Origin of the sequence: Amycolatopsis alba DSM 44262 (assembly GCF_000384215.1) — a bacterium.
In the GTDB taxonomy this organism is placed as follows: Bacteria; Actinomycetota; Actinomycetes; order Mycobacteriales; family Pseudonocardiaceae; genus Amycolatopsis; species Amycolatopsis alba.
The window spans coordinates 7,917,706-7,940,613 of sequence record NZ_KB913032.1 but is presented as its reverse complement, the minus strand read 5'-3'; the positions used below and the strand labels follow the sequence as shown (position 1 = coordinate 7,940,613).

Sequence of the window (22,908 nt, the reverse complement as noted above, 5' to 3'; positions counted from 1 at the left end):
CTAATCTCCATCTAGAATTCATTTCAGTTTTAGGAGGTTCGCGATGAGCGTCACCACCGTCGAAGCGCCCGGATCGGACCACCGCGACCCGCTCCCGCCGTCGATGGTCGAGCGGATGACGCTCATCCTCGACGCCTTCCCCGGCCGCTTCGCGCGGCTCACGCTGGAGGACGTCGCCCGTGCGACGCGGCTGCCGAGGTCGACCGCGCACCGGATCCTCGACCAGCTGGTCAACCTGAACTGGCTCGACCATTCCAGCCTCGGCTACTCGCTCGGCCGCCGGGCACTGCACCTCGGCGGGGACGAGTACGCGCACGGTGAGCTGCGGGCCTCGGCCGCGCCGCTGGTGCACGGGCTGATGGTGCGGACCGGGATGACCGTGCACCTCGCCGTCCTGGACGAAGGCCGGGTGCAGTACCTGGACAAGCTCGGCGGACGGCGGGCGACGACCGTGCCGTCACGGGTCGGCGGCCACGCCCCGGCGTCCTCGACGGCGCTGGGCAAGGCGATGCTCGCCGCGCTTCCCGCGGAGGACGTGGACGATCTCGTCGGCGCCCGGCCCGCCACCCGGACCCCGTGCAGCATCGCGGATCTCGGTGCGCTGCACCAGGAACTGAACCGGATCCGGGACCGGGGCGGGGTCGCCTACGAGCGGGGCGAATGCTTTCCCGACATCGCCTGTGTCGCCGCCGCCGTGCACGGTCCGGAAGGGCCGGTCGGCGCGATCTCCCTGGTGGGCGATCTGAAGGCGCCGTTGGAGCGGCTCGCCCCACTGGTCGCGCACGCCACGCACAGGGTCTCGGCGCTGCTGTTCCCCGGCCGGTCCTGACGTCGTGGCGGTGCCGTCCGGACCGCGTGCTGAGGCGGCTCAGCCCCAATGGTCGCCCCAGCCCCACCGGGCCGGGGCGACCCGTTCGTGTGCGCTGTGCACCCCGAAGCCGCCGCGGAAGAAGAGCATCGGCCGGTCGCCGTCGAGCGTCTCCAGTTCCAGCACCCGGCCGATCACGACGTCGTGGTCACCCGCCTCGTGCACGGCGTCGACCTCCGCGTGCACCCGGAGCAGCGCTCCGTACAGGGCCGGCGTGTCCCACTGCGAGACCGTCCACTCCAGACCGTCGTACTTCCGCCCGTTCCGGGAACCGAAGCGAGCGCACAGTTCGCTCTGGTCCTCGGCGAGCACGTGCACGGTGAACCGGCCCGAGTCGCGGATCTTCGGCCAGGCCCGGCCGCGATGGTCGGCGCAGAACAGGACCAGCGGCGGTTCGAGCGAAACCGACGCGAAGGACTGGCACGCGAACCCGACAGGCTCGGCTTCGTGCAGGCCGGTCACGACCGTGACACCGGTCGCGAAACCACCCATCGCGCGGCGCATCTCGGCCGGGGTGGGCTCACTCGTGCGGATTGTGCGGCTCATGCGCCGAAGGTAGGGCGGCTCGCCGCGTCCGTGCCGCCGTCGTCCCGCTCAGTGGCTCGCTCCCGGTCATCGGGATCGCGGCACCGTTGCCGCGCAAGGATTCCTACGGTGACCCGGTGAGTGAGCCGAGCTACGAGAGCACGCTGCGGGAGCTTTCGACCGAACAGGGGGTGCTGAGATACCACGAAGCCGGGGACGGTCCGCCGCTGCTGTTGCTGCACGGGTCCGGCCCAGGGGTGACCGGCTGGCGCAACTTCCGCGGCAACCTGCCGGCCCTGGCGGCGCGCTTTCGTTGCCTGGTACTGGAATTCCCCGGATTCGGGGTCAGTGACCCGACCGGGGAGCCGCCGATGTCCGCCGCGTCCGGCGCTGTCGGGCGTTTCCTGGACGGCCTCGACCTGTCCGAGGTCGACGTCATCGGCAACTCGATGGGCGGCATCGTGGCGACCCGGACGGCGATCGCGGAGCCGGACCGGGTGCGCCGGCTGGTGACCATCGGCGGGATGGGACGCGCGCTGTTCAGCCCCGGCCCCGCCGAAGGGATCAACCTGCTCGTCGAGTTCACCGAGAACCCGACGCGGGAACGGCTGGTGCAGTGGCTGCGGTCCATGGTGTACGACCAGTCGCTGATCACCGACGAACTCGTCGAGGAGCGCTGGGCACACGCCACCGAGCCGGGCACGCTCGCCGCCGCGAAGAAGATGTACGGGCGGGGAGTGCTGGAGGCGATGGCGGCGGCCGCCGACCGGTCCGATCAGCCGCCGTACTGGGCGATGCTGCACAAGATCCGGGCCAGGACGCTGATCACGTGGGGTCGGGACGACCGGGTGAGCCCGCTCGACATGGCGCTGGTCCCGATGCGCACCATCCCCGGCGCCGAACTCCATGTCTTCCCCGACTGCGGTCACTGGGCGATGATCGAGCAGAAGTCCGCCTGGGAGAGCACCGTTCTCGCGTTTCTGACCAGGAAGGACTGACCGGATGAGCCGGGTTTGGGAGCACACCTACGACTTCGTCATCGTCGGATCCGGAGGCGGCGGGATGACCGCCGCCCTGACCGCGCACGACGCCGGGCTCAGCTCCGTCGTCGTGGAAAAGGCCTCGCGGTACGGCGGCAGCACCGGCATCTCCGGGGGCGGCATCTGGATCCCGAACAATCCGACCCTGCGCGAGCGTGGGCACGACGACTCACGGCAGTCGATCCGCCGGTATCTCGACGTGCTCACCGAAGGGAAGGTGCCCGCGGCGCGGCTCGACGCCTATGTCGACCACGGCCCCGCGGCGATGGAACTGCTCGGCCGGAGCAAATGGTGGAAGCTCGTCTGGACCAAAGGTTATGCCGACTACCACCCCGAGTACGAAGGCGGCAGGCCGCTCGGACGGTCTGTCGAACCGAAGCCGTTCGACACCCGCAAACTCAAGGCCGACGAGGCTTTTCAACGTCCGAACAGCATGAAGGGCCCGCTCGGGCTCTGGATCACCGCCAAGGACTATCACGACCTGGCGATGGTCAAGCGGACCTGGCAGGGGCGTCGCGCGTCGCTGGTCGCGGCCTGGCGGGTGACCTCCAACCTGGTGCGGCGCAGGCATATGGCCACCGGCGGGCGGGCCTTGGTCGCCCGGCTGCGGATGGCGCTCAAGGACGCCGGAGTCCCGCTTTGGCTCAAGGCCCCGATGACCGAGCTCGTCGTCGAGGAAGGCCGTGTCGACGGCATCGCGATCACTCGCGAAGGGCGCACGGAGTACATCCGTGCCAGGCGTGGTGTCCTGCTCGCCTGCGGCGGGTTCGATCACAACCCGGTGATGCGCGAGCAGTACCTGCCCGACGGCGCCTCCGCCGATCACAGCCTCGGCGCCAAGGAGAACACCGGGGACGGCATCAAGGCAGGCGCGGCTCTCGGCGCGTCCCTCGGTTTCATGGACGACGCCTGGTGGATGCCGTCGGTCGAACATCCGAGTGGCGCGACCATCCCGCTGGTGTCCGAACGCGCGATCCCCGGCCAGATCATCGTGTCCCAGGACGGCAGGCGCTTCACGAACGAAGCCTCGCCGTACGTCAACTTCGTGCACGACCAGATCGAGGGCAAGCACTTCGAGACCTGGTGCGTCATGGACGCCAAGGCGCGCGCACGGTACCCGTTCGCGCAGATCCTGCCCGGAATGCCGTTCCCCGAAGCGTTCTACAAGTCGGGCCTGGTGCACCGGGCGGAGACGGTGGCGGCGCTGGCCCGCGAGATCGGGATCGCCGAGGACCGTCTCGTCGCCACTGTCGACCGCTTCAACGGTTTCGCCCGCGCGGGTGCCGACGAAGACTTCCACCGCGGCGAAAGCGCGCACGACCGGTACTACGGGGATCCGACGTTGAAGAACCCCAACCTCGACGTGATCGACAAGGCGCCGTTCTACGCCGTGCGCATCCAGCTCGGTGACCTGGGCACCAAGGGCGGGCTGGTCTGCGACGAGCACAGCCGCGTGCTCCGCGAAGACGGGACCGCGATCGCCGGGCTCTACGCGACCGGCAACGCGACCGCCTCGGTGATGGCGAACGAGTACGCCGGTCCGGGGGCGACGATCGGGCCGTCGATCGTCTTCGGGTACGTGGCGGCGCGGCACGCCGCGGCGGGCTGAGCCATGCCGCGGGTTCGGGTGCTGGAGGTGGTGCGCGAGACCGCCGACGCGTGTTCGCTCGTTCTCCGGCCCCTCGATTGCGAGGCGATGGACTACCGGCCGGGGCAGTTCCTCACCATCAAGCTGCCGGGCGGGGCGGCTCGGTGCTACTCGCTCAGCTCGTCGCCGGTGCGGGACGACGAGCTCAAGGTGACCGTCAAACGGACCCGTGGCGGCCACGCGTCGAACTGGATCTGCGACAACGCCGTCGAGGGTGCGGAGTTCGAGGTGCTGCGGCCGGCGGGCACGTTCGTCCCGGCGGGGCTGGACCGCGATCTCCTGCTGCTCGCCGGCGGCAGCGGGATCACGCCGGTGCTGTCGATCCTCAAGACCGTTTTGCACGCCGGCACCGGGAACGTGACGCTGGTGTACGCGAACCGGGACGAACAGTCGGTCATCTTCCGCGACGAGCTCGTCGCGCTCGCCGCCGAGTTCCCGGACCGCTTCACCGTGGTGCACTGGCTCGAATCTGTCCAGGGACTCCCGACGCGCGGCGGTCTTCTTGCCCTCGTCGAGAGGTACACCGCACGCGACGCGTTCGTCTGCGGTCCCGCCGCGCTGATGGACCTCGCCGTCGAAACCCTTCGGTCAGCGGGGTTCCCGGACGAGCGGATCAACCTGGAGCGGTTCACGTCGCTCACTCGTGACCCGTTCGCCGTCTTCGAAGCAGGAACCGGCGACAGGACCGAACTCGAGGTCCTGCTCGACGGCGTGACCACGACGGTCGAGTGGCCTTCCGGGGCGACCCTGCTCGAAGCGGCCATCGCGGGCGGGCTCGACGTGCCGTACTCCTGCCGGGAGGGTTCCTGCGGCGCCTGCGCGTGTTTCGTCCGGGGAGGGACCGTTTCCTTCGCGCACAACGAAGTGCTCGACGATGCCGACCTCGCCGACGGGATGGTGCTGTCCTGCCAGGCACGCCCGACCTCACCCACCGTCCAGGTCACTTTCGACGGCTGACGGTGATCCCGGTGAACGGGAGAGGGCCGGACCCGATCCCGGACCCGGTGACACCGTGACGCCATGCAGTCAGGAGGCAAGTCATGACGAACCCGGCACTGGCCGCCATCGAGGCGCGCGCCGAGGAGATCGCTTCGCTGGGCGAGTCCAACGAAAAGCTCGGCAGGCTGGACGACGCCGCGGCCGCGATCCTGCGCGACACCGGGGTGATCCGGATGTTGCAGCCGTCGAAGTACGGCGGCGCCGAGGCACATCCGCGGGAGTTCGCCGAGACGGTCATGCGGATCGCGTCCCTCGACGGTGCCACCGGCTGGGTGGCGGGCATCGTCGGGGTCCACCCGTGGGAGATGGCGATGTGCGATTCCCGCGTACAGCAAGAGATCTGGGGCGAGGACCAGGAGACCTGGATCGCCTCGCCGTACGCGCCGATGGGTGTTCTCCGCCCGGTCGACGGTGGCTACCTCTTCTCCGGGCGGTGGCAGTTCTCCTCCGGGACCGATCACTGTGACTGGATCTTCCTCGGCGGCTTCCTCGGCGACGCGGACGGCGCCCCGCTGACTCCCCGGCGGAGTTACCACGTGATCCTGCCGCGAGCGGACTACACGATCGTCGAGGACTCCTGGGACGTCGTCGGGCTGCGGGGAACCGGGTCGAAGGACATCGTCGTCGAGAACGCGTTCGTGCCGGACTACCGGGTGGTGCCGTTCTCTTCGATGCTCGACGGCTCGGCGCCCCGGAACGCCGGGCTGGTCAATCCCACCTACCACGTCCCGTTCACCACGATGTTCCCGCTCGGCATCACCAGCGCGGTGATCGGCATCGCGGAGGGCGCGCTCGCCGCCCACCTGGCCTATCAGAAGACCCGTGTCCAGATCACCGGCACGCAGGTGAAGGACGATCCGTATGTGCTGTACGCGATCAGCGCGGCGGCCGAGGAGATCAAGGCCTCGCGGACGGCGCTGCTGGACAACGCGAGCCGGTTCTACGACAAAGCCGCCGCTGCCGGGGAAGTGACGTTCGAGGAACGCGCCGCCTCCCGGCGCACCCAGGTCGCCGCCGCGTGGCGCGCGGTGCAGGCGATGGACGAGATCGTCGCGCGTTCGGGCGGCAACGGCCTGCGGATGGACAACCCGATCCAGCGTTTCTGGCGCGACGGTCACATGGGCCTCGCGCACGCGATCCACGTGCCAGGCGCGGTGTTCCACGTGGCCGCGCTGACCGGCATCGGCATCACCCCGCCGCCCGGTCCGATGCTCTCGATGATCTAGGAGGAAACTCGATGACGAACGACATCCGCGGACTCGGCTATCTCCGGGTGCAGGCCCGCGACGTCGCACGCTGGCGGGAACTCACCGTCGGCGCCCTCGGCTTCGGGGAGACCACCGGCCCGGTCGAGGACGGGCTCTACCTGCGCATGGACGAACGCGAAGCCCGCCTGATCGTGCTTCCCGGTGACAGCGACCGGGTGCTGGCCGTCGGCTGGGAAGTCCGTGACCAGTTCGCGCTCGCCCGCGTCGCCGAAGCCGTCGCCGCCGCCGGTGTCGCGGTGAAGGAGCTTTCCCAGGCACAGTGCGACGAACGCCGCGTCGAGTCGGCGATCCTGTTCGACGACCCGGCAGGCACGCCCGTCGAGGTCTTCTTCGGCCCGGTGCTCGACCACGACGTGGTGCACACCGGCTGGGGGCAGACCTTCGTGACGGGGGAGCAGGGCATGGGACATGTCGTGCTGCCGACCACGGCGATGGACGAGACGGTCACTTTCTACACCGAAGTGCTCGGCTTCCTGCCCCGCGGCGCTGTCCGCATCGGGGACAAGAAACCCAACGGGCAGCGACCGCGCCGCGTGCGGTTCCTCGGCGTGAACCGGCGCCACCACAGCCTGGCCGTCTGCCCGGCGCCGCACGGCGAACCGCCGGGCCTGGTGCACCTGATGGTGGAGGTCGACACCCTCGACGCGGTCGGGCGGGCGCTGGACGAGGTGAACAAACGCGGCTTCTCGGTGTCCTCGACGCTGGGCAGGCACACGAACGACAAGATGGTGTCTTTCTATGTGCGGGCCCCCGGTGGCTGGGATCTGGAGTACGGCACCGAAGGCATGCTCGTGGACGAGACCCATTACACGGCTGAGGAAATCACGGCCGATTCGTACTGGGGACATGACTGGTCGGGGTCCGAACCGTTGGCCGCGTTCGCTTCGCCTTCGTGACCGGGTCGGGCGCCGGGCCTTTGGCGCCGACGCTCACCTGGCCACTGAAGCTCACGATCACAGCGTTCAAAGGAACGCGGTGCGAGGGTGGCGGTGTCGTGTGTTCAGCGGGACGACACGCGTGACGGGATGGACGACACGTGTGTCTGGTGGGACGACTCGCGTGTCGTCCGTTCAATCACGTGAGGCGGCCGGCTTCACAGTGGAGTCGTGAGTGGTAGAGCGCGTTCTGTTGAGGCGAGGGCAGAGGTGTCGTGTTCGGGTGGGATGGGCGGTCGTGCGTAATCAAGGACGGATCACGCGAGTCACGCCTTAGACGCCTGCCCTGTGCCCTGGGCGCTACCCGGTGATCGTGTCGCGAAAGCCACTTTCGGGACATCAGACGTCGCGAAAGTGGCTTTCGCGACACGCGGCCTGTGTCCGGGCTGACCAGCCCTGCCGACGGTCACCAAGCACGCGCCCTGCTGATCGCGTTGCGAAAGCCACTTTCGCAACCTTCAACGTTGCGAAAGTGGCTTTCGCAACGCGACCTCCCCGCCAGACCGCAAGAACCAGCTTTACCACTCACGAGACTCAAGCCTTCGGTAGCAGCCGCATCATCGCCTCGTGCGCGCCCAAGGCCAGCCCGGCGCGGTCCGTGCCACTGCGATGCCGCACGGCGCCGGCGTTACCCCCGGCGATCCACACCGGACCGTCGGCCAGGTGCTGAAGCCCTTCGCGAGCCACCTCGGCGGGCTCGGCGACCTGCAGGCCGGGGAGGTCGAAGTTCAGTCCGGCTCGCTCCATCGACGGCGTGCGGGTCACGCCCAGGACGAGTTCGAGAACGTCGACGCCGTGGTCGCGCAGTTCCAGCCACAGCCCTTCGGCGAAGATCCGGCCGAACGCCTTCACCCCGCCGTACACGCTCTGCCGGGTCGCGCCCAGGTAGCCTGCCATCGAGCCGACCAGAAGGATGCCGCCGCGCCGTCGTTCCTTCATCCGCGCGCCGAAGTGGTGGGCCAGCGCCAGCGGCACCGTGATGTTGAGGTCGATGACGCCCTGAAATCCGGCCAGGTCGCCGTCGAGGAACTCATGTCCGTGGCTGTTCGCGCCGGCGTTGTGGACGAGCAAGCCGACGTCCACATCGGACACCGCAGCGATGATCTCCGCGGCGGCCCCGGACGCCAGCAGGTCCAGTGCGAGTGTGCGTACCTCGACGCCGAGGGCCCGCGCCTTGACCGCGGTTTCTTCGAGCGGACCGGGTTTCCTGGCGACCAGCATCAGGTTGACGCCGGCTTCGGCGAGTTGGAAGGCGAACTCGGCGCCCACTCCTTCCGAGCCGCCGGTGATGACCGCCCACGGTCCGTATTTGTCGAGCATCAGAGCGGACCTCCAGGGGAGTCGGAAGAATCGTGAACGGGCAATTCCCCGCACACGGCGGCGTCCGCGATCGCGGCGCGAAGGGCCTCGCAGCCGCGGAAGAAGGCGCCGTTAGGGCCGGGGCCCGGTGACGCCGCCTGTCGTTCGCGGCAGGCCTCCTGTGCCGAGGTCGTCCATTGGATGCTGGTTTGTTCCCAGCTCGACTTGCGCACTCGCACCTGAGCGCCGCAGTTTCCGCAGCCGATCTCCCGCAACGGGGTGTCGGCGAGCCGTTCGTCGGAGCGCGTCTTCATCGCGCGGCACGTGCGGCCAGGTTGGCCGCGACCTCGGCCCGCCACGCCTCGTTGGGGCGGGCCGTGTCGATCTCGAACTCGAACCGGTCGGTCATGTCGGGCGTCACGTCGGCGGCGTCGACGTAGAACTGCTCGTACCACCGGCGCAGCTGGTAGACCGGACCGTCCTCTTCGCACAGCAGCGGGTTGTCGATCCGGGTCTTGTTCTTCCAGATGGCGACGTCCTGTTCGAACCCGATCTTGATGAAGTCGCCCATTTTCGAGGCCATCGCGGCCGGGTCGGCCAGATGTGCGGCCTTCTCGACGATGATCCCGTACTGCAGCACGAACGAGTCGGCGCTGATCGGATAGTGACAGTTGATCAGCACGCTGCGCACGTCGCCGTCGGAATAGTGGTAGGTCAGATCGTCGATCATGAACGAAGGACCGTGATAGGCCGCGACGCTGGTGTTTCCCAGCAGCTGAGTGACACCGCTCTTGCTCGCTTGAGGCCGCGCGTCCTCCCGGCCGATCCCTTGCTGGAACTGCCATCCGACGTGGCCGTCGAAGACGTTCTTGAACTGCGTGGGAAAGGAGAAGTGGACGTAGAAGAAGTGGGCCATGTCCACCAGGTTGTCCACGATCTCGCGGCAGTTGGCGCCCTCGATGACGGTGGTGTACCAGTGCCAGTCGGTCCAGTCGTCCCGCTCGGCGCCTTCGATACGCGGGATCGTGACCCCCTCGGGAGCCGGTTTGCCCTCAGGATCGTTCCAGACGAACAGAAGACCGTCCTGGACGAGGGTGGGCCACGCCGCGGTCCTGGCCCTCAGCGGCACCCGCCGGGCGTAGGGGATCTTCTTGCATCGGCCGTCGCCGCCCCAGCGCCAGTCGTGGAACGGGCAAGCGATCTCGTCGCCTTTCACCGTGCCCATCGACAGATCGCCGCCCATGTGACGGCAGTAGCCGTCGAGCACGTTGACCCGGCCGTCCGTGCCCGCGAAGACGACGAGCTTCTGGCCGAAGGCGAGTACCTGATGCGGTTTACCGTCCGTGAAGTCCTTCGCGAGGCCCAGGCAATGCCAGCCGCGGGCGAAGCGGGTCGGGGTGGCGTCGGCTTCGATGCGGCGGATTTCGTCCGGTGCGGTCATGGCCCCGAGTGTCGGACTTCGCCGGGATCCGGGAGCCCGAAGTCCCGCTCATCGGAAGTGGACCAGCGCGACCGGCCGACGGGCGGAGCATCCTCGGCCGATGAACGTTCAGGTGCTCGAACTGCTGCCCGAGATCACGGCTCGTGCCGGGCGAACCGACGAACAGCGCGAAGTACCGGCCGAGACGATCGCGGAGCTGACCGAAGCCGGTGTCTTCCGCATGCTTCAGCCGAAACGCTACGGCGGCCATGAATGCGCACCCCGCCGGTTCTACGAGGTGATCCGGGAGATCGCGGGCGCCTGCGGCTCGACCGGCTGGGTCGCCTCGGTCCTCGGGGTGCATCCGTGGCAGCTCGCGTTGTTCCCCGAACCGGCGCAGGACGACGTGTGGGGAGCGGATCCCGACACCCTGCTGTGCTCCTCCTACAGCCCCATCGGGCGCCTGACCCCGGCCGACGGCGGCTGGTCGCTGTCGGGACGCTGGAGTTTCTCCTCCGGCTGCGCGCACGCCGGCTGGGCGCTGCTCGGCGCGACCGCCGAGGAAGGTGACTTCCTCACCGTGCTCGTACCGGCGGCGGACTTCACCGTGGCCGACACGTGGGACACCGTGGGACTGCGCGGGACCGGCAGCAACGACCTCGTGGTCGAGGACGCTTTCGTGCCAGGGCACCGGGTTCTGCGTAACCGAGAGCACGCGCTGCTGCGCGGTCCGGGACAGGAGGTGAACGACGGTCCGCTGTACCGGCTGCCGTTCGGTGCCGTCTTCACCTCGGCGATCACCGCGCCCGTGATCGGCGCGGTAAGCGGCTGTTTCGCCGCCTACACCGAGGAAATGCGGCACCGGGTGCGGGCCAGCCTGGGCGGCGGGCGCTTCGCGGAGGACCACTACGCGCAGGTCTCCGTCGCACGGGTGGCGTCCGAAGTGGACGCCGCGATCCTGCAGATGGACCGCAATCTCGACGAGCTGTACGCGACGGCGTCCGCAGGCCTTGAACTGCCGAAGGAACTGCGCCTGCGGGCCCGGCGGGACCAGGTGCTCGGAACCGAACGCGCGCTGACGGCGATCGACATCCTGTTCCGGACGGCGGGCGGGAATTCCCTGCGCCGGGGCAATCCGATCGAACGGGCCTGGCGCGACGCGCATGCCGGCTCGGTGCACGTCGCCAACGACGTCGAACGCGCGCTTGCCATGTACGGCAAGGGGATCTTCGGAATACCCGTCGAGGACAACCTCGTCTGACCAGGCCCGGTGAGTGGGACGGGTCACATCGGCGCCGGAAGTGCCGACTTACGCTCCCCGGCCACTGGTCCCTCCCAGCCCGAAGGAGCAAGGATGGCGCTGAACACCACCTCCGAGGAGGTTCCGGTCTCGAAGCTGAGGCTGTTCCTCCTGATCGTGCCGATCATCCTGCTCACGGAGGTCGCCACGTTCGAGATCCTGATGGTCTTCCCCGCCCTGCCCAAGATGGCCGCCCATTTCCAGACGCTGAACGTCGCGTGGGTGGCTTCGATCGTCACGCTCACCGGAGCGGTCGTCCTGCCACTGGCGGGGAAGGCGGGGGACCGCTTCGGCAAGAAGCGCGTGCTGACCGTGCTCGCGGTGGTCTTCCTGGCGGGCAGCGTGCTGTGCGCGGTGACGGATTCGTTCGCGCTGATGCTGCTCGGCCGGGCGTTGCAGGGGCCGCTGGTCGGCATCGTTTCGCTGTCCTACAGCCTGGTGCGCGACATCCTCCCGCGCAGCCAGGTCCCGGTGGCGCTGGGCACGGTGGTGACCGGGGTCGGGATGGGCGCGGTCGCCGGGCCGTTCGTGGCGGGCTGGCTCGTCGATTCGTTCGGCTACCGGGGCGTGTTCTGGTTCCTGATCGCCTACATCGCCCTGGTGCTGCCGGTGTTCCTGGTGACGGTGCCCGAAAGCCCGGTGCGGGTCCGGTCCCGGATGGACTACCTGGGCGCCTTGCTGCTCGGTGTCGGCCTGACCGCGTTGATGGTGGGCCTCGGCGGTGGCGCCAAACAGGGCTGGACCTCGCCCGCGACCCTCGGCCTGGTCGGCGTGGGTCTCGTGGTCATGGCCGTCTTCGTGCTCGTCGAGATGCGCTCAAAGGAGCCGCTGATCGATCTGCGCCTGCTCGTCGGCAGGAAGTTCGGGGCGACGGTGGTCGCCGTCGGGCTGATCTCGTACATGATGAACGCGCACGCGGTCAGCAGCCCGACCATCTTCCAGACCCCGCCCTTCCCCGGTAACGGCTACGGCGTCGGATTGTCGGCGGTCGAGCTCGCGGTGTGGACGTTCCCGCTCGGCGCGGTCGCGATGGTCGCCGGACCGCTCGGTGGTCACCTGTCGAGGCGGATCGGCGCCCGGAACGTGCTCCTGACCGCCGGTCTCCTGTTCCTGGTCGTGCAGTTCCTCGGCTCGCGGCTGTTCACCGTGCAGTGGCAGGTCGCCATCACCAGTGTGATCGCCGGTTTCGCGGTCGGTTTCCTGCACTCGTCCAACGCGAACCTGCTGCAGGACGCGTTGCCGAAGAGGGAAAGCGGCGTCGGCAACGGGATCGCCGGGGTGATCGCGCTGGTCGCCGCCGCGGCGGGCACGGCGGTCACGGGATCGGTGATGGCGCAGCACGTCCGGGCCGTGCTGCCCGGTTCGCATACGGTGATCTACGCGGATTCCGCGTTCACCAGCTCGTACCTGGTGTCCGGGGTCATCGGGGTCGTCGGCGTCCTGGTGGTGCTGGTGATGCGCCACGGCCGTCAGCCGGCGCAGGGTGGCCTGGACACCGAGGACGGCGCGGTGCGGGGCGAAGTGGTCAAGACCGCCTGATCAGGGTGGCGGGGCGGCCGTCGCTTCGTGGCGACGGCCGTCCCGGTCACCGGTAGCATGCGAGCGGGTTCGGCCCGCCGCGCGGACACTGGACGACGAACCGACCAAGGGGGACAGGTGCCACGTATCGCGGAGGTCAGGGCGCCCGCCCGGCCGAGCTCTGCGGAGCAGAAGGAGCGCTACCGCCGGATCTTGCAGGCCGCCGGGCGGCTCGGTGCCGAGCACGGGCTCGAACGCATGCAGATGCACGACGTGGCCAAGGAGTCCGGCGTCGCGATCGCGACGCTCTACCGGTACTTCCCGTCCAAGACCCATCTGTTCCTGGGCGTGATGCGAGCCCAGGTGGAGCGGCTGGCCGAGACGGCCAAACCTCCCGAGAACGGGACTCCCGCCGAGGCCGTCGCCGCGCTCCTGCTCGAGGCCGGGCGGCGGCTGTGCGAACGGCCCCGCCTGGCGCTGGCGATGATGCAGTCCAACAACGCGGCGCACGCCGACACGGTGACCGGCTCGACCCGGATCGACGACGTGTTCCAGGAGTTGTTGCTGCGCACCGCCGGGATCACCGACCCGACCGACGACCATCTGCGGATCATGCGGCTGGTCGAGCAGGGCTGGTACGGCGTGCTCATCGGCACGCTCAACGGCCACTGGTCGCTCGCGGAGGCGGAGGCCGACGTGCGCCGCCTGTGCGAGCTGCTGCTGGCGCCCTTGCCCCACAAGGCCCACTGAGCGGGATCATCGCGGTTCCGGATTCCCGGCGGCCCCTACCGTCGCTCGCACATTCTGAATCCGGAGGTCTCATGTCCCGCACCATCGTTGTCACCGGAGCCGGCTCGGGCATCGGCCAGGCCACCGCCCGGCTGTCGCGAGACCAGGGCGACCGTGTCCTCGGCGTCGATCTGCGCGGCACCGAAATCGAAGCCGATCTGTCCACCGCGGCTGGCCGCACCGAAGCGGCCGAACGGATCGCCGAGCAGAGCGGGGGAACGCTCGACGCACTGGTCGCCTGCGCCGGGGTCGCCACGCCCGGCGAAACCATGGTGCGGGTCAACTTCTTCGGGACCACCGAACTGGTGACCGCTCTCCAGCCGTTGCTCGCGAAGTCGGCCGCCGGGCGGATCGCGGTGACCGGATCGATCTCCGGCACCCAGCCGGTCGACGCGGACCTCGTCGCGGCGCTCCTGGCCGGTGACGAAGAGGCGGCGGTCGCACGCTGCACTCCGTTGCTCGAAACCGGCAACGGGCACCGGATCTACCCGTCGACGAAATCGGCTTTGGCACAGTGGGCCCGGCGGCTGGCGATCGCGCCCGGTTACGCCGACGCCGGGATCCCGCTGAACGTGGTGGCACCCGGAGTCGTGCTGACACCGATGAGCGCGCCGCTGTTCGAGGACGCGAGGATGCGCGAGGCGATGGCCACGGCGGTACCGATGCCGCTGAACGGCCACGCGACGCCCGAGGACGTCGCGGAGGTGTTGGGCTTCCTGATCTCGACGGCCAACACGCACGTCACCGGCCAGGTCGTCTACGTGGACGGCGGGGCAGAGGTGACGGTGCGCGGGCCGGCGGTCTTCTGATCAGGTGGCCAGGTTGGACACCCCCGTGGTGTCCAGCTCGGCCACCGAGTAGGCGGCGTAACCCTGCCACGGCTTGCGGTCTGCGAAGTGCGGGGTCACTTCGCTTGCCAGCTCTTCGGTGCTGAAGGTGCCGGAGGCGGCGGTGAATTTCCGCTCGACCGTGGGAGCGGCCATGAGCGCGACCATGTCGCCGTACACCACGAACACCTGCCCGTTGACCTCCTGCGAGGCGGGGGAGGCGAGCCAGGACACGAAGGTGCCGACCCGTTCGGGCGCGAGGATGTCCAGTTCCCTGGCCCCGTCGGGATCGGCGGAGAACACGTGCGCCGTCATGTCCGTGCGGGCGCGGGGGCAGAGGACGTTGGCGGTCACGCCGTACCGGCTCAGGCCCTGCGCGGCCGACAGCGTGAGCGCCGTGATGCCCGCCTTGGCGGCGGAGTAGTTGGGCTGGCCCGCGGCGCCGAAGAGGAACGCCTCGGACGAGGTGTTGATCAACCGGCCGTAGACGGGTTCACCAGAGGACTTGGCCGCCGCGCGCCAGTGCACGGCGGCGGCGCGCGACACCGACGCGTGGCCTTTCAGGTGCACGCGGATCACGTCGTCCCACGCCTGCTCGGTGAGATTGAAGAGCATCATGTCGCGCAGCACACCGGCGTTGTTGACCACGATGTCGAGAGAGCCGAAGGTGTCGACGGCGGCGGACACCAGGGTGTCGCCCAGCGCCCAGTCACCGACGTCGCCCCGCACGGCGACGGCGTCGCGGCCCAGCGCGCGGATCTCGGCGGCGACCGTCTCGGCGGCCTCGCCCATGTCGTTGACCACGACGTTCGCGCCGGCGGTGGCCAGCGCGAGCGCTTCGGCGCGGCCCAATCCTCCGCCTGCTCCGGTGACGATCGCGGTGCGGCCGGACAGGTCAGTACTGCTCATGCTGTGCACTCCTTCGGATACGGGTGGCCGCACGCTAAGGCGCGAGGCGGCGGAAGCGTCCGGCTCGTCCCGGTCAGCGGGCGTCGACCGGTGAGTGGGATCGCTCCGACGCCGCGAACCGGTGATCGGTCAAGGTCGGGCCCATGACCACTCGCACCACCGAAGCGGTGATTGTCGACGCCGCCCGAACCCCCGTGGGCAAGCGCAACGGCGCCCTCGCCGCGCTGCATCCGGCGGAACTGCTCGGCACTCTCCAACGCGGGCTCCTGTCCAGGTCCGGCCTCGATCCGGCCCGGATCGGCCAGGTCGTCGGCGGCTGTGTGACCCAAGCGGGCGAGCAGTCGAACAACGTGACGCGCAACGCCTGGCTGCACGCCGGTCTCCCGTACGCGACCGCGTGCACCACGATCGACTGTGCCTGCGGATCGTCGCAGCAGGCGGTGCACGTGGTCGCGGGCCTGATCGCCGCCGGGAGCATCGACGCCGGTATCGCCTGCGGGGTGGAGGCGATGAGCCGGGTGCCGCTCGGCGCGGCACTGGCAGGCGGCGGGTCGCCGGTGCCGGACGGCTGGACGATCGACCTGCCGGACCAGTTCGCGGCGGCCGAGCGGATCGCGGCGCGCCGGGGGATCACCCGTGCGGACGCGGACGCGTTCGGGCTGCGGTCGCAGCAGCGTGCCGCGCGTGCGTGGGCCGAAGGAAGGTTCGACGCGCAGATCGTCCCCGTCGAGGTACCAGGCGGGCCCCTGGTGCGGCAGGACGGTGGCTTGCGGGAGACGTCGGAGGAGAAACTGGCCGCGCTGCGCCCGGTGCTGACCGACGGCGTGCACACCGCCGGGAACTCGTCGCAGATCAGTGACGGAGCGGCCGGGGTGCTGCTGATGAGCCGCGCCGCCGCCGAGGCCGCGGGACTGCGCCCGCGCGCCCGCATCCTCGCCTCCGCCATGGTCGGCGCGGAGCCCTACTACCACCTCGACGGCCCGATCGACGCGACCCGCCACGTGCTCGACCGCACCGGGATGAAGCTCGGCGACCTCGATCTGGTCGAGGTCAACGAGGCGTTCGCGTCGATCGTGCTGAGCTGGGCACGGGTGCACGAGGCCGATCCGGACAAGGTCAACGTCAACGGCGGCGCGATCGCGCTCGGGCACGCGGTCGGCTCGACCGGCGCGCGGCTGCTCACCCAGGCGCTGCACGAGCTCGAACGCACGGGCCGCGGCACGGCGCTCGTCACCATGTGCGCCGGTGGCGCGCAGGCGACCGCGACGATCATCGAGCGGATCTGAGATGAGCCTCGGACTCGACCAGGAACACCTCGACCTGCGGGACACGGTGCGCGGGCTCGTTTCCCGCCACTGCGGCGAACCCGCCATCCGGCAAGCGATCGACGCCGGGAAGGACCAGCTTCCCGGCTGCTGGCCGGAATTCGCCGAACTCGGTCTTCTCGGGCTGCATCTGACGGAGGAGCACGGCGGCTCCGGCTACGGCATGCTCGAACTCGCCGTCGTGGTGGAAGAACTGGCCCGTGGACTGGTGCCGGGACCGTGGCTGCCCACCACCCTCGCGTCGGCGGTGCTGGAACGCGCGGGCCACACCGCGCATCTGGCCGGTCTGGCGGACGGCTCGGCTCTCGGCGCGGTGGCCCTCGACGAGGAGCTGACGTCCGACGGGTCGGTGGTGACCGGTGAGACGACGGTGCTGGGCGGTGTCCTGGCCGACGTCCTCGTGCTCCCGGTGACCTGTCAGGGCGTGAGCCGCTGGGCCGTCGTGGCCGGGGCTCACGCACAGGTCACCGAGCCGCCCAGTCATGACCTGACCCGCCGCCTCGCCAGCGTCACCCTGGACCACGTGCCGGCCGAGCTGCTCGACTGTGACGCGCGGTTGCCGCTCGATCTGGCGGCGACCCTGTTCGCCGCGGAGGCGGCGGGAATCGCCGACTACGCCACCTGGACCGCGGCGGACTACGCGCGGACCAGGATCCAGTTCGGCAGGCCGATCGGCCGGTTCCAAGCCGTGAAACACCGCGTCGCGCGGATGCTGGCGCGGGCCGAGCACGCGCGGGCTTGCGCCTGGGACGCGGCACGCGCGTGGGACGAGCCGACGGATCCGGACGAACGCTCGCTCGCCGCCGCGATCGCCGCGGCCACCTCGGTCGACGCCGGGTTCGGCACGGTCAAGGACCTGATCAACACGCTCGGCGGGATCGGCTTCACCTGGGAGCACCTCGCCGGGTTCTACCTGCGCCGCGCGCAGACGAACCGGATCGTGCTGGGATCCGCGCAACGCTGGCATCGCCGGGTGGGGGAGCTCTCGCGCGCCGGGGTGCGCCGACGGCTCGGGATCAGCCTGCCCGACTCCGCCACCGAAACCCGTGACCGGATCCGGGCAGAACTCGCCCCGGCGAAGGAGCTGGCGGGTCAGGAGCGGACCACCTACCTCGCCGACCGCGGCTACACCGCGGCGCATCTGCCCGGACCCTGGGGCAAGGGAGCCGACGCGATCACCCAGCTGGTGATCGCCGACGAGCTCGAAGCGGCGGAGCTGGAACCGCACGACATGGTGATCGGCGACTGGGTGGTGCCGACCCTGGTCGCGCACGGCAGCCCGGAACAGCAGCGGTCGTGGATCCCGCCTTCGCTGCGCGGAGACGTCGTGTGGTGCCAGCTCTTCAGCGAACCCGGCGCCGGTTCCGATCTCGCCGGGCTGAGCACCCGCGCGGAGAAGGTCGACGGCGGCTGGCGGATCACCGGGCAGAAGGTCTGGACTTCCGGTGCGCACGAGGCCGGGCTGGGCATCTTGCTCGCCCGGACCGATCCGGCCGCGCCCCGGCACCGCGGCCTGTCTTACTTCGTCCTCGACATGACCAGCCCCGGCATCGAGATCCGGCCGCTGCGGGAACTGACCGGGGAGGCGTTGTTCAACGAGGTCTTCCTCGACCAGGTCTTCATCCCCGACAGTGCTCTGGTCGGGCAGCCGGGCGACGGCTGGAAGCTCGCCAGGACGACGCTGGCCAACGAACGTGTCGCCATGACCAAGGGTTCCGCGTTCGGCGATCCGGGGGAGGAGCTGATCGCGCTCGCCGGTACCTCACCGGATCCGGCCAGGGAGGCGGCCCTCGGCAAGCTGCTGGGTGACGCGCAATGCGTGGCGCTGCTCGGTTTGCGGACGACGCTGCGCTCGCTCTCCGGTGCCCAGCCCGGCGCCGAGTCCAGTATCGCCAAACTGCTCGCGACCGAGCAGATCCAGACGCTGTGGGAGACCGCGATGGAGTGGCAGGGGGTCGCGTCGCTCACCACCGAGCCGCGGGTCCGGGACGCCACCTGGTGGTTCCTCAACAGCCGCTGCCTGTCGATCGCCGGCGGCACGACCGACATCCAGCTGAACATCATCGGAGAGCGGATCCTCGGGCTCCCTCGCGACGAGCACGGGAAGGCGTGACCATGCCGATCGACGTCGAGAAGGCGCTGGCGGCCGAGCCGTCCGTCCGCACGATCACCTGGACCCGGCGCGATGTGCTGCTGTACCACCTTTCGGTCGGCGTCCGCCCGGACGACCTGACCTACACCTACGAGCGCGACCTCCAGGTGCTGCCGACCTTCGCGATGGTGGCGGGCCAAGGGATTTCCGCCGGAACGCGGCAGGCCGCGTCGCTCGATCTGCCGGGGGTCGACGTGGACCTGCGCCGTGTCCTGCACGCCGGTCAGGCGCTGACCGTGCACGCGCCGCTGCCGCCGAGCGGGTCCGCGCGGCTCGTCAGCCGGATCGCGGACGTCTTCGACAAGGGCAAGGCGGCGGTCGTCGAGTACGAATCCGCCGCGGCCACCCCGGACGGGAGTCCTTTGTGGACATCGCGGATGCGCATCTGGTTGCGGGGCGAGGGTGGCTTCGGCGGCCCGGCTGGTCCCGCCGCGCCTTCCGGGCCGCCGTCCCGTGAGCCCGATCTGGTCGTCGACACGCCCACCGATCCGGGGCAGGCGCTGCTCTACCGACTCAACGGGGATCTGAACCCGATCCACGCGGACCCGGCCTTCGCCAAGGCGGCAGGTTTGGAAAGGCCGATTCTGCACGGGCTGGCCTCGTACGGGATCCTGGCGGGAACAGTGGTCGACAGGCTGCTCGACGGCGACTCCACCCGGTTGCGCGGGCTCGCGGTCCGCTTCGCCGGGGTACTGCACCCTGGGGAGACGATGCGGATCGCGGTGTGGCGTGACGGTTCCCGGCTGTCGCTGTCGGCGACCTGTCCCGAACGTGACGACGTCTCGGTGCTCGACCACGCGACCGCGGAGGTGACCTGGTGACCGCCACCCAGCCCGAACTGACCGCCTCGCCCGGAAACGGCGGTGTCGACGCGGCCGTCGCCGCCGCCCGCCGGGTGATCGCCGCCCTGCTGCACGCGGGGGACGGCACCCCGGCCGAGATGACCGAGATCGCCGGACGGCTGAACGCGGTCGCCGATCACCTCGAAGAGCACGCCCCCGCGGTGGCCGACAGGCTGGTCGACATGTGGGCGGGCGAAGGGGTGACCCGGCACGACCCGGTGACCGGGCCGGAGAACGCCATCGCGCCGCCGCTGCACCTGGTCGGCCTCGCCGACGGCGGAATCGAGGGCAAGGTGACGCTCGGGATGCCGTATCAGGGGCCGCCGGGCTGTGTCCACGGCGGGATTTCGGCCTTGCTGCTCGACCACACCCTCGGCGTCGCCAACCACTGGGCGGGGGAATCGGGTATGACCGGGACGCTCACCCTGCGGTATCACCGGACGACCCCGCTGTTCGAGGAGCTGACCGTGACCGCGCGCCAGGACTCGGTCGAGGGTCGGAAGATCTTCACGAGCGGCACCATCAGCGCGGGCGGGCAGGTCTGTGTCTCGGCTGAAGGCATCTTCGTGAACAAGCACCTCGCGCGACCTCGCTGAGCGGGCTGGACGCGTACCCGCGGTAGCGGCCGTGAAGGCCTCCTTCCCTACCCTGAGAGTAGGGAAGGAGGCCTTCACGGCCGGTCCGCTCAGAACTCGACCTTGGCCCGCATCACCTTCCCGGTCGCGTTGCGGGGCAACGGGTCCGGGGTGATCCGCCAGTGGGCGGGGACCTTGAAGTACGCGAGCCGTTCGGCGACGAACGCCCGCAGTTCGTCCTCCGAAGGTGCCGCCTCGTCGCGGGTCACCACGACGGCCGCGACCTCCTGGCCCAGATCCGGATGCGGGAGCCCGGTCACCAGCACCTCGGCGACTCCCGGATGTTCGGCGAGCACGGTCTCGATCTCGGCCGGATAGACGTTCTCGCCGCCCCGGATGATGAGATCCGACCGTCGCGCGGACAGCCGCAGCCTGCCGTGCTCGAAGACGCCGATGTCGCCGGTGTGCAGCCAGCGGTCCTCCCGGATCGCGGCTGCGGTCGCTTCTTCGTCGCCCCAGTAGCCGAGCATGGTGTACATGCTGCGCACGCAGACCTCGCCCTCGACGCCGTCCGGCACGGGCTTGCCGTGCGCGTCGCGGATCTCCAGCCGTACCCCGACGATCGGCCTGCCCAGCGTGCCGGGTTCCGCCTCCAGATCGAGCGGGCTCGCCGCCGAGATGGCCGTGCACGACTCCGTCAGGCCGTAGCTGTCCACCAGCGCGGAGGCGAACGGGAGCTTGTCCCGCAGCCGCGCCTTGAACTGGGGCGACGACGGCGCGGACGCGAGCGAAAAGCTGGTGAGCGACGAGGTGTCGTAGGACGTGAGGTCCTCGTGGTCGAGGAGCCGCCGCGCCATGGTCGGGACAGCGCCCCAGTGCGTCACGCGTTCCCGCTCGACCAGGCTCAGCAGCCTGTCGACGTCGAAAGCGCCCTGGTGCAGGACCACCTTGCTGCCGGTGGCGAGCCGGGGGACCGCCAGGTTGTGCAGGCTGGCGATGTGGAACAGCGGCAGCGTCAGGAGATACGCCCGGTCGCAGGGGTCCGCGGGGTCGCCGTGAGCGGCCATGAGCGCGTCGTTGAACCGGTGGTACTGCACCACGGCCAGCAGGTTGCGGTGGGAGTGGGTCGCGCCTTTGGGCCTGCCCGAGGTGCCCGAGGTGTACAGGATGACGGCCGGGGCGTCCTCCTCCACCGCGGCGGTGGGCAAGGGACTGTCCGGATGGGACGTGGCGAGCCGGGGGATGTCGGTCTCGATCGAGAGGACCGGGGTCGCCGACGGCAGCAGCGCCGCGCGTTTGGCGTCGGCGACCACCAGGACGGGGGTCGCGTGCGCCAGGCCGTATTCGAGTTCGCGGGCGGACCACCAGGCGTTGAAGCCCACCGACACCGCTCCGATCGCGACCGTTGCCCAGAAGGTGACGATCCATTCCGGACTGTTCGAGGCGGCGATGGCGACCCGGTCCCCGGCCCGCACCCCGTACTGCTCCCGCAGGGCCTTGGCGAGTGAGGCGACCTGCCTCGCGTGCTCGGCGTAGGTCATCCGGCGGTCCGCCGTGACGAGGTAGTCCCGTCCGGCGTGGGCGAGGCTGCCCGCGAGCAGTTCGTGCAGTGCGCGAGCGCGGGTGCCGAAGACGGGCAGGGGCCTGCCCAGCACCGTCTCCTCCACGAGCTCGAAGGGACCTCCGGGGCCTGTGAGGGTTTCCACCGCGGCGCGGGGGTCGAGCTCCTTGTGCATCCGCTCCTCCTCGACGACGTTGCCGACGGCGAACAGTGTCATTCTGCGCCGTCGGCCTGTGCGCCGATTCCGGTCAGCGGGATCGGCCCGGCCCGATCCGCGCGGGGCGCGCGAAAGTCGTCGCCATGCCCGAAACCGACGAGTACAGCGCGACCCGGCCGCTGTCCGGCAAGATCGCGATCATCACCGGGGCCGGCCAGGGGGTCGGGCTCGGGATCGCCCTCGCGCTCGCCGCGGACGGGGCCGCCGTCGCCGCGCTGGGACGGACCCCGGACCGGCTCGCGGACACCTGCGCGGCGATCCGTGCCCGCGGTGGCACCGCGAGCCCGTTCACCTGCGACGTCGCGGACACGGCCGCGATCCCCGGTGTCGTCGAGGACGTCGTCGCCGAGTTCGGCGGGGTCGACATCCTGGTCAACAACGCCTACACCGGCGCGTACGGCCCGTTGCTGTCCTTGTCCGAAGAGGACTTCCGGCTGGGTTTCCAGACGGCGCCGTTCGCCGCTTTCGCCTTCATGAAGGCGGTACATCCGCACTTCAAGGCGCGGGGCGGCGGGGACATCGTCAATCTCGTCACGTCGGCGATGGTCCGCTGGGACCCGACCACCTACGGCGGGTACGCGGCGGCGAAACAGGCGTTGCGCTCCCTCACCCGGACCGCGGCGGTCGAATGGGCGCCCGACGGGATCCGCGCGAACTCGATCGCCCCGCACGCGCTCTCCCCAGGACTCGAGCGATGGACGAAACGGAACCCGGAAGAGGCCGAAGCGTTCGTCGCGACCATCCCGATGCGGCGGATCGGCGACCCGGAACGGGACATCGGCCGCGCGGTGGCGGCGCTGGTCGGGCCGGATCTGCGGTATCTGACCGGCGCGACGCTCCCGCTCGACGGCGGACAGGCGTTCTTCGGGTGACCCGGAACGCGAAACAGGA

The 22,908-nt window shown here is 70.0% G+C and carries 21 protein-coding genes; 15 read left to right on the top strand and 6 right to left on the bottom strand.

Annotated elements, in window-relative coordinates:
• The first annotated feature begins 43 nt into the window (after positions 1-43).
• Positions 44-829 (top strand): IclR family transcriptional regulator, encoded by a 786-nt coding sequence (locus AMYAL_RS0136955; RefSeq protein WP_020636331.1) that lies wholly within the window; start codon positions 44-46, stop codon positions 827-829.
• A 39-nt stretch (positions 830-868) separates the two neighbouring features.
• Here AMYAL_RS0136955 and AMYAL_RS47145 read toward each other — a convergent pair whose 3' ends face one another.
• Complete coding sequence (locus AMYAL_RS47145) at positions 869-1,414, bottom strand: flavin reductase family protein (protein ID WP_039794732.1); 546 nt, start codon at positions 1,412-1,414, stop codon at positions 869-871.
• A 116-nt stretch (positions 1,415-1,530) separates the two neighbouring features.
• On the opposite strand from AMYAL_RS47145, the gene AMYAL_RS0136945 reads away from it, so the two are divergent.
• The 5 genes from AMYAL_RS0136945 to AMYAL_RS0136925 all read left to right on the top strand — a co-directional run bounded on the left by AMYAL_RS0136945 (position 1,531) and on the right by AMYAL_RS0136925 (position 7,244).
• On the top strand, positions 1,531-2,391 hold the full coding sequence (locus AMYAL_RS0136945; RefSeq protein ID WP_026467755.1) for an alpha/beta fold hydrolase: 861 nt from the start codon (positions 1,531-1,533) through the stop codon (positions 2,389-2,391).
• A 4-nt stretch (positions 2,392-2,395) separates the two neighbouring features.
• Entirely contained in the window at positions 2,396-4,042 is a 1,647-nt protein-coding gene (locus tag AMYAL_RS0136940; protein ID WP_020636328.1) for an FAD-binding protein, read from the top strand.
• Positions 4,043-4,045: 3 nt separating this feature from the next.
• The gene (locus AMYAL_RS0136935; RefSeq protein ID WP_020636327.1) at positions 4,046-5,038 is read left to right on the top strand and encodes a ferredoxin--NADP reductase; all 993 of its coding nucleotides are present in this window, start codon (positions 4,046-4,048) and stop codon (positions 5,036-5,038) included.
• Positions 5,039-5,121: 83 nt separating this feature from the next.
• Complete coding sequence (locus tag AMYAL_RS0136930; protein WP_020636326.1) at positions 5,122-6,306, top strand: acyl-CoA dehydrogenase family protein; 1,185 nt, start codon at positions 5,122-5,124, stop codon at positions 6,304-6,306.
• An 11-nt stretch (positions 6,307-6,317) separates the two neighbouring features.
• On the top strand, positions 6,318-7,244 hold the full coding sequence (locus AMYAL_RS0136925; protein ID WP_020636325.1) for a VOC family protein: 927 nt from the start codon (positions 6,318-6,320) through the stop codon (positions 7,242-7,244).
• A 573-nt stretch (positions 7,245-7,817) separates the two neighbouring features.
• Here AMYAL_RS0136925 and AMYAL_RS0136920 read toward each other — a convergent pair.
• Genes AMYAL_RS0136920 through AMYAL_RS0136910 form a run of 3 tightly spaced genes read right to left on the bottom strand, consistent with a single transcriptional unit; the run spans position 7,818 to position 10,023 of the window.
• The gene (locus AMYAL_RS0136920) at positions 7,818-8,603 is read right to left on the bottom strand and encodes an SDR family NAD(P)-dependent oxidoreductase (RefSeq protein WP_020636324.1); all 786 of its coding nucleotides are present in this window, start codon (positions 8,601-8,603) and stop codon (positions 7,818-7,820) included.
• Positions 8,603-8,896, bottom strand: a complete 294-nt coding sequence (locus tag AMYAL_RS0136915) for a hypothetical protein (protein ID WP_020636323.1) — start codon at positions 8,894-8,896, stop codon at positions 8,603-8,605. Before AMYAL_RS0136915 ends, AMYAL_RS0136920 begins: the two co-directional genes overlap by 1 nt.
• Positions 8,893-10,023 carry a 3-ketosteroid-9-alpha-monooxygenase, oxygenase component gene (locus tag AMYAL_RS0136910; RefSeq protein ID WP_020636322.1) on the bottom strand — a complete coding sequence of 377 codons (1,131 nt, stop codon included), beginning with the start codon at positions 10,021-10,023 and terminating at the stop codon, positions 8,893-8,895. The genes AMYAL_RS0136915 and AMYAL_RS0136910 overlap by 4 nt, the downstream gene beginning before the upstream one ends.
• Positions 10,024-10,123: 100 nt before the next feature.
• On the opposite strand from AMYAL_RS0136910, the gene hsaA reads away from it, so the two are divergent.
• The 4 genes from hsaA (at position 10,124) to AMYAL_RS0136890 (ending at position 14,418) form a co-directional block, all read left to right on the top strand.
• Entirely contained in the window at positions 10,124-11,263 is a 1,140-nt protein-coding gene (gene hsaA / locus AMYAL_RS0136905; RefSeq protein WP_020636321.1) for a 3-hydroxy-9,10-secoandrosta-1,3,5(10)-triene-9,17-dione monooxygenase oxygenase subunit, read from the top strand.
• A gap of 93 nt (positions 11,264-11,356) precedes the next feature.
• Positions 11,357-12,841: an MFS transporter gene (locus AMYAL_RS0136900; RefSeq protein WP_020636320.1), complete on the top strand. Its 1,485-nt coding sequence runs from the start codon at positions 11,357-11,359 to the stop codon at positions 12,839-12,841.
• Positions 12,842-12,958: 117 nt separating this feature from the next.
• The gene (locus tag AMYAL_RS0136895) at positions 12,959-13,570 is read left to right on the top strand and encodes a TetR/AcrR family transcriptional regulator (RefSeq protein ID WP_020636319.1); all 612 of its coding nucleotides are present in this window, start codon (positions 12,959-12,961) and stop codon (positions 13,568-13,570) included.
• 71 nt (positions 13,571-13,641) lie between these two features.
• Complete coding sequence (locus AMYAL_RS0136890) at positions 13,642-14,418, top strand: SDR family oxidoreductase (RefSeq protein ID WP_020636318.1); 777 nt, start codon at positions 13,642-13,644, stop codon at positions 14,416-14,418.
• Here the strand turns inward: AMYAL_RS0136890 and AMYAL_RS0136885 are convergent, their stop codons facing one another.
• Positions 14,419-15,345, bottom strand: coding sequence for a 3-oxoacyl-ACP reductase (locus AMYAL_RS0136885; RefSeq protein WP_020636317.1), 927 nt, complete (start codon positions 15,343-15,345; stop codon positions 14,419-14,421).
• A 143-nt stretch (positions 15,346-15,488) separates the two neighbouring features.
• Here AMYAL_RS0136885 and AMYAL_RS0136880 point away from each other — a divergent pair, with 143 nt between their 5' ends.
• Genes AMYAL_RS0136880 through AMYAL_RS0136865 form a run of 4 tightly spaced genes read left to right on the top strand, consistent with a single transcriptional unit; the run spans position 15,489 to position 20,260 of the window.
• Complete coding sequence (locus AMYAL_RS0136880; protein ID WP_020636316.1) at positions 15,489-16,631, top strand: steroid 3-ketoacyl-CoA thiolase; 1,143 nt, start codon at positions 15,489-15,491, stop codon at positions 16,629-16,631.
• Between the two features lies 1 nt (position 16,632).
• Positions 16,633-18,783 (top strand): acyl-CoA dehydrogenase family protein, encoded by a 2,151-nt coding sequence (locus tag AMYAL_RS0136875; protein ID WP_020636315.1) that lies wholly within the window; start codon positions 16,633-16,635, stop codon positions 18,781-18,783.
• A gap of 2 nt (positions 18,784-18,785) precedes the next feature.
• On the top strand, positions 18,786-19,643 hold the full coding sequence (locus AMYAL_RS0136870) for a MaoC/PaaZ C-terminal domain-containing protein (RefSeq protein WP_026467754.1): 858 nt from the start codon (positions 18,786-18,788) through the stop codon (positions 19,641-19,643).
• Complete coding sequence (locus AMYAL_RS0136865) at positions 19,640-20,260, top strand: PaaI family thioesterase (protein WP_020636313.1); 621 nt, start codon at positions 19,640-19,642, stop codon at positions 20,258-20,260. The genes AMYAL_RS0136870 and AMYAL_RS0136865 overlap by 4 nt, the downstream gene beginning before the upstream one ends.
• An 89-nt stretch (positions 20,261-20,349) precedes the next feature.
• On the opposite strand, the gene casG is transcribed toward AMYAL_RS0136865, so the two are convergent.
• A complete protein-coding gene (gene casG, locus AMYAL_RS0136860; protein WP_020636312.1) occupies positions 20,350-22,017 on the bottom strand; it encodes a steroid-24-oyl-CoA synthetase in 1,668 nt (555 codons plus the stop codon).
• An 83-nt stretch (positions 22,018-22,100) separates the two neighbouring features.
• Here casG and AMYAL_RS0136855 point away from each other — a divergent pair, with 83 nt between their 5' ends.
• A complete protein-coding gene (locus tag AMYAL_RS0136855; RefSeq protein ID WP_051137730.1) occupies positions 22,101-22,889 on the top strand; it encodes an SDR family NAD(P)-dependent oxidoreductase in 789 nt (262 codons plus the stop codon).
• The last annotated feature ends 19 nt before the right edge of the window (positions 22,890-22,908 follow it).

Excerpts from the sequence above, each read along its gene's own strand:
- AMYAL_RS0136870 (WP_026467754.1), top strand. The coding sequence starts at position 18,786 with ATGCCGATCGACGTCGAGAAGGCGCTGGCGGCCGAGCCGTCCGTCCGC.
- AMYAL_RS47145 (WP_039794732.1), bottom strand. The coding sequence starts at position 1,414 with ATGAGCCGCACAATCCGCACGAGTGAGCCCACCCCGGCCGAGATGCGC.
- AMYAL_RS0136885 (WP_020636317.1), bottom strand. The coding sequence starts at position 15,345 with ATGAGCAGTACTGACCTGTCCGGCCGCACCGCGATCGTCACCGGAGCA.
- AMYAL_RS0136900 (WP_020636320.1), top strand. The coding sequence starts at position 11,357 with ATGGCGCTGAACACCACCTCCGAGGAGGTTCCGGTCTCGAAGCTGAGG.
- AMYAL_RS0136940 (WP_020636328.1), top strand. The coding sequence starts at position 2,396 with ATGAGCCGGGTTTGGGAGCACACCTACGACTTCGTCATCGTCGGATCC.
- AMYAL_RS0136925 (WP_020636325.1), top strand. The coding sequence starts at position 6,318 with ATGACGAACGACATCCGCGGACTCGGCTATCTCCGGGTGCAGGCCCGC.
- AMYAL_RS0136955 (WP_020636331.1), top strand. The coding sequence starts at position 44 with ATGAGCGTCACCACCGTCGAAGCGCCCGGATCGGACCACCGCGACCCG.
- AMYAL_RS0136880 (WP_020636316.1), top strand. The coding sequence starts at position 15,489 with ATGACCACTCGCACCACCGAAGCGGTGATTGTCGACGCCGCCCGAACC.
- AMYAL_RS0136890 (WP_020636318.1), top strand. The coding sequence starts at position 13,642 with ATGTCCCGCACCATCGTTGTCACCGGAGCCGGCTCGGGCATCGGCCAG.
- AMYAL_RS0136910 (WP_020636322.1), bottom strand. The coding sequence starts at position 10,023 with ATGACCGCACCGGACGAAATCCGCCGCATCGAAGCCGACGCCACCCCG.
- AMYAL_RS0136930 (WP_020636326.1), top strand. The coding sequence starts at position 5,122 with ATGACGAACCCGGCACTGGCCGCCATCGAGGCGCGCGCCGAGGAGATC.
- AMYAL_RS0136855 (WP_051137730.1), top strand. The coding sequence starts at position 22,101 with ATGCCCGAAACCGACGAGTACAGCGCGACCCGGCCGCTGTCCGGCAAG.
- hsaA (WP_020636321.1), top strand. The coding sequence starts at position 10,124 with ATGAACGTTCAGGTGCTCGAACTGCTGCCCGAGATCACGGCTCGTGCC.
- casG (WP_020636312.1), bottom strand. The coding sequence starts at position 22,017 with ATGACACTGTTCGCCGTCGGCAACGTCGTCGAGGAGGAGCGGATGCAC.
- AMYAL_RS0136875 (WP_020636315.1), top strand. The coding sequence starts at position 16,633 with ATGAGCCTCGGACTCGACCAGGAACACCTCGACCTGCGGGACACGGTG.
- AMYAL_RS0136935 (WP_020636327.1), top strand. The coding sequence starts at position 4,046 with ATGCCGCGGGTTCGGGTGCTGGAGGTGGTGCGCGAGACCGCCGACGCG.
- AMYAL_RS0136920 (WP_020636324.1), bottom strand. The coding sequence starts at position 8,603 with ATGCTCGACAAATACGGACCGTGGGCGGTCATCACCGGCGGCTCGGAA.
- AMYAL_RS0136915 (WP_020636323.1), bottom strand. The coding sequence starts at position 8,896 with ATGAAGACGCGCTCCGACGAACGGCTCGCCGACACCCCGTTGCGGGAG.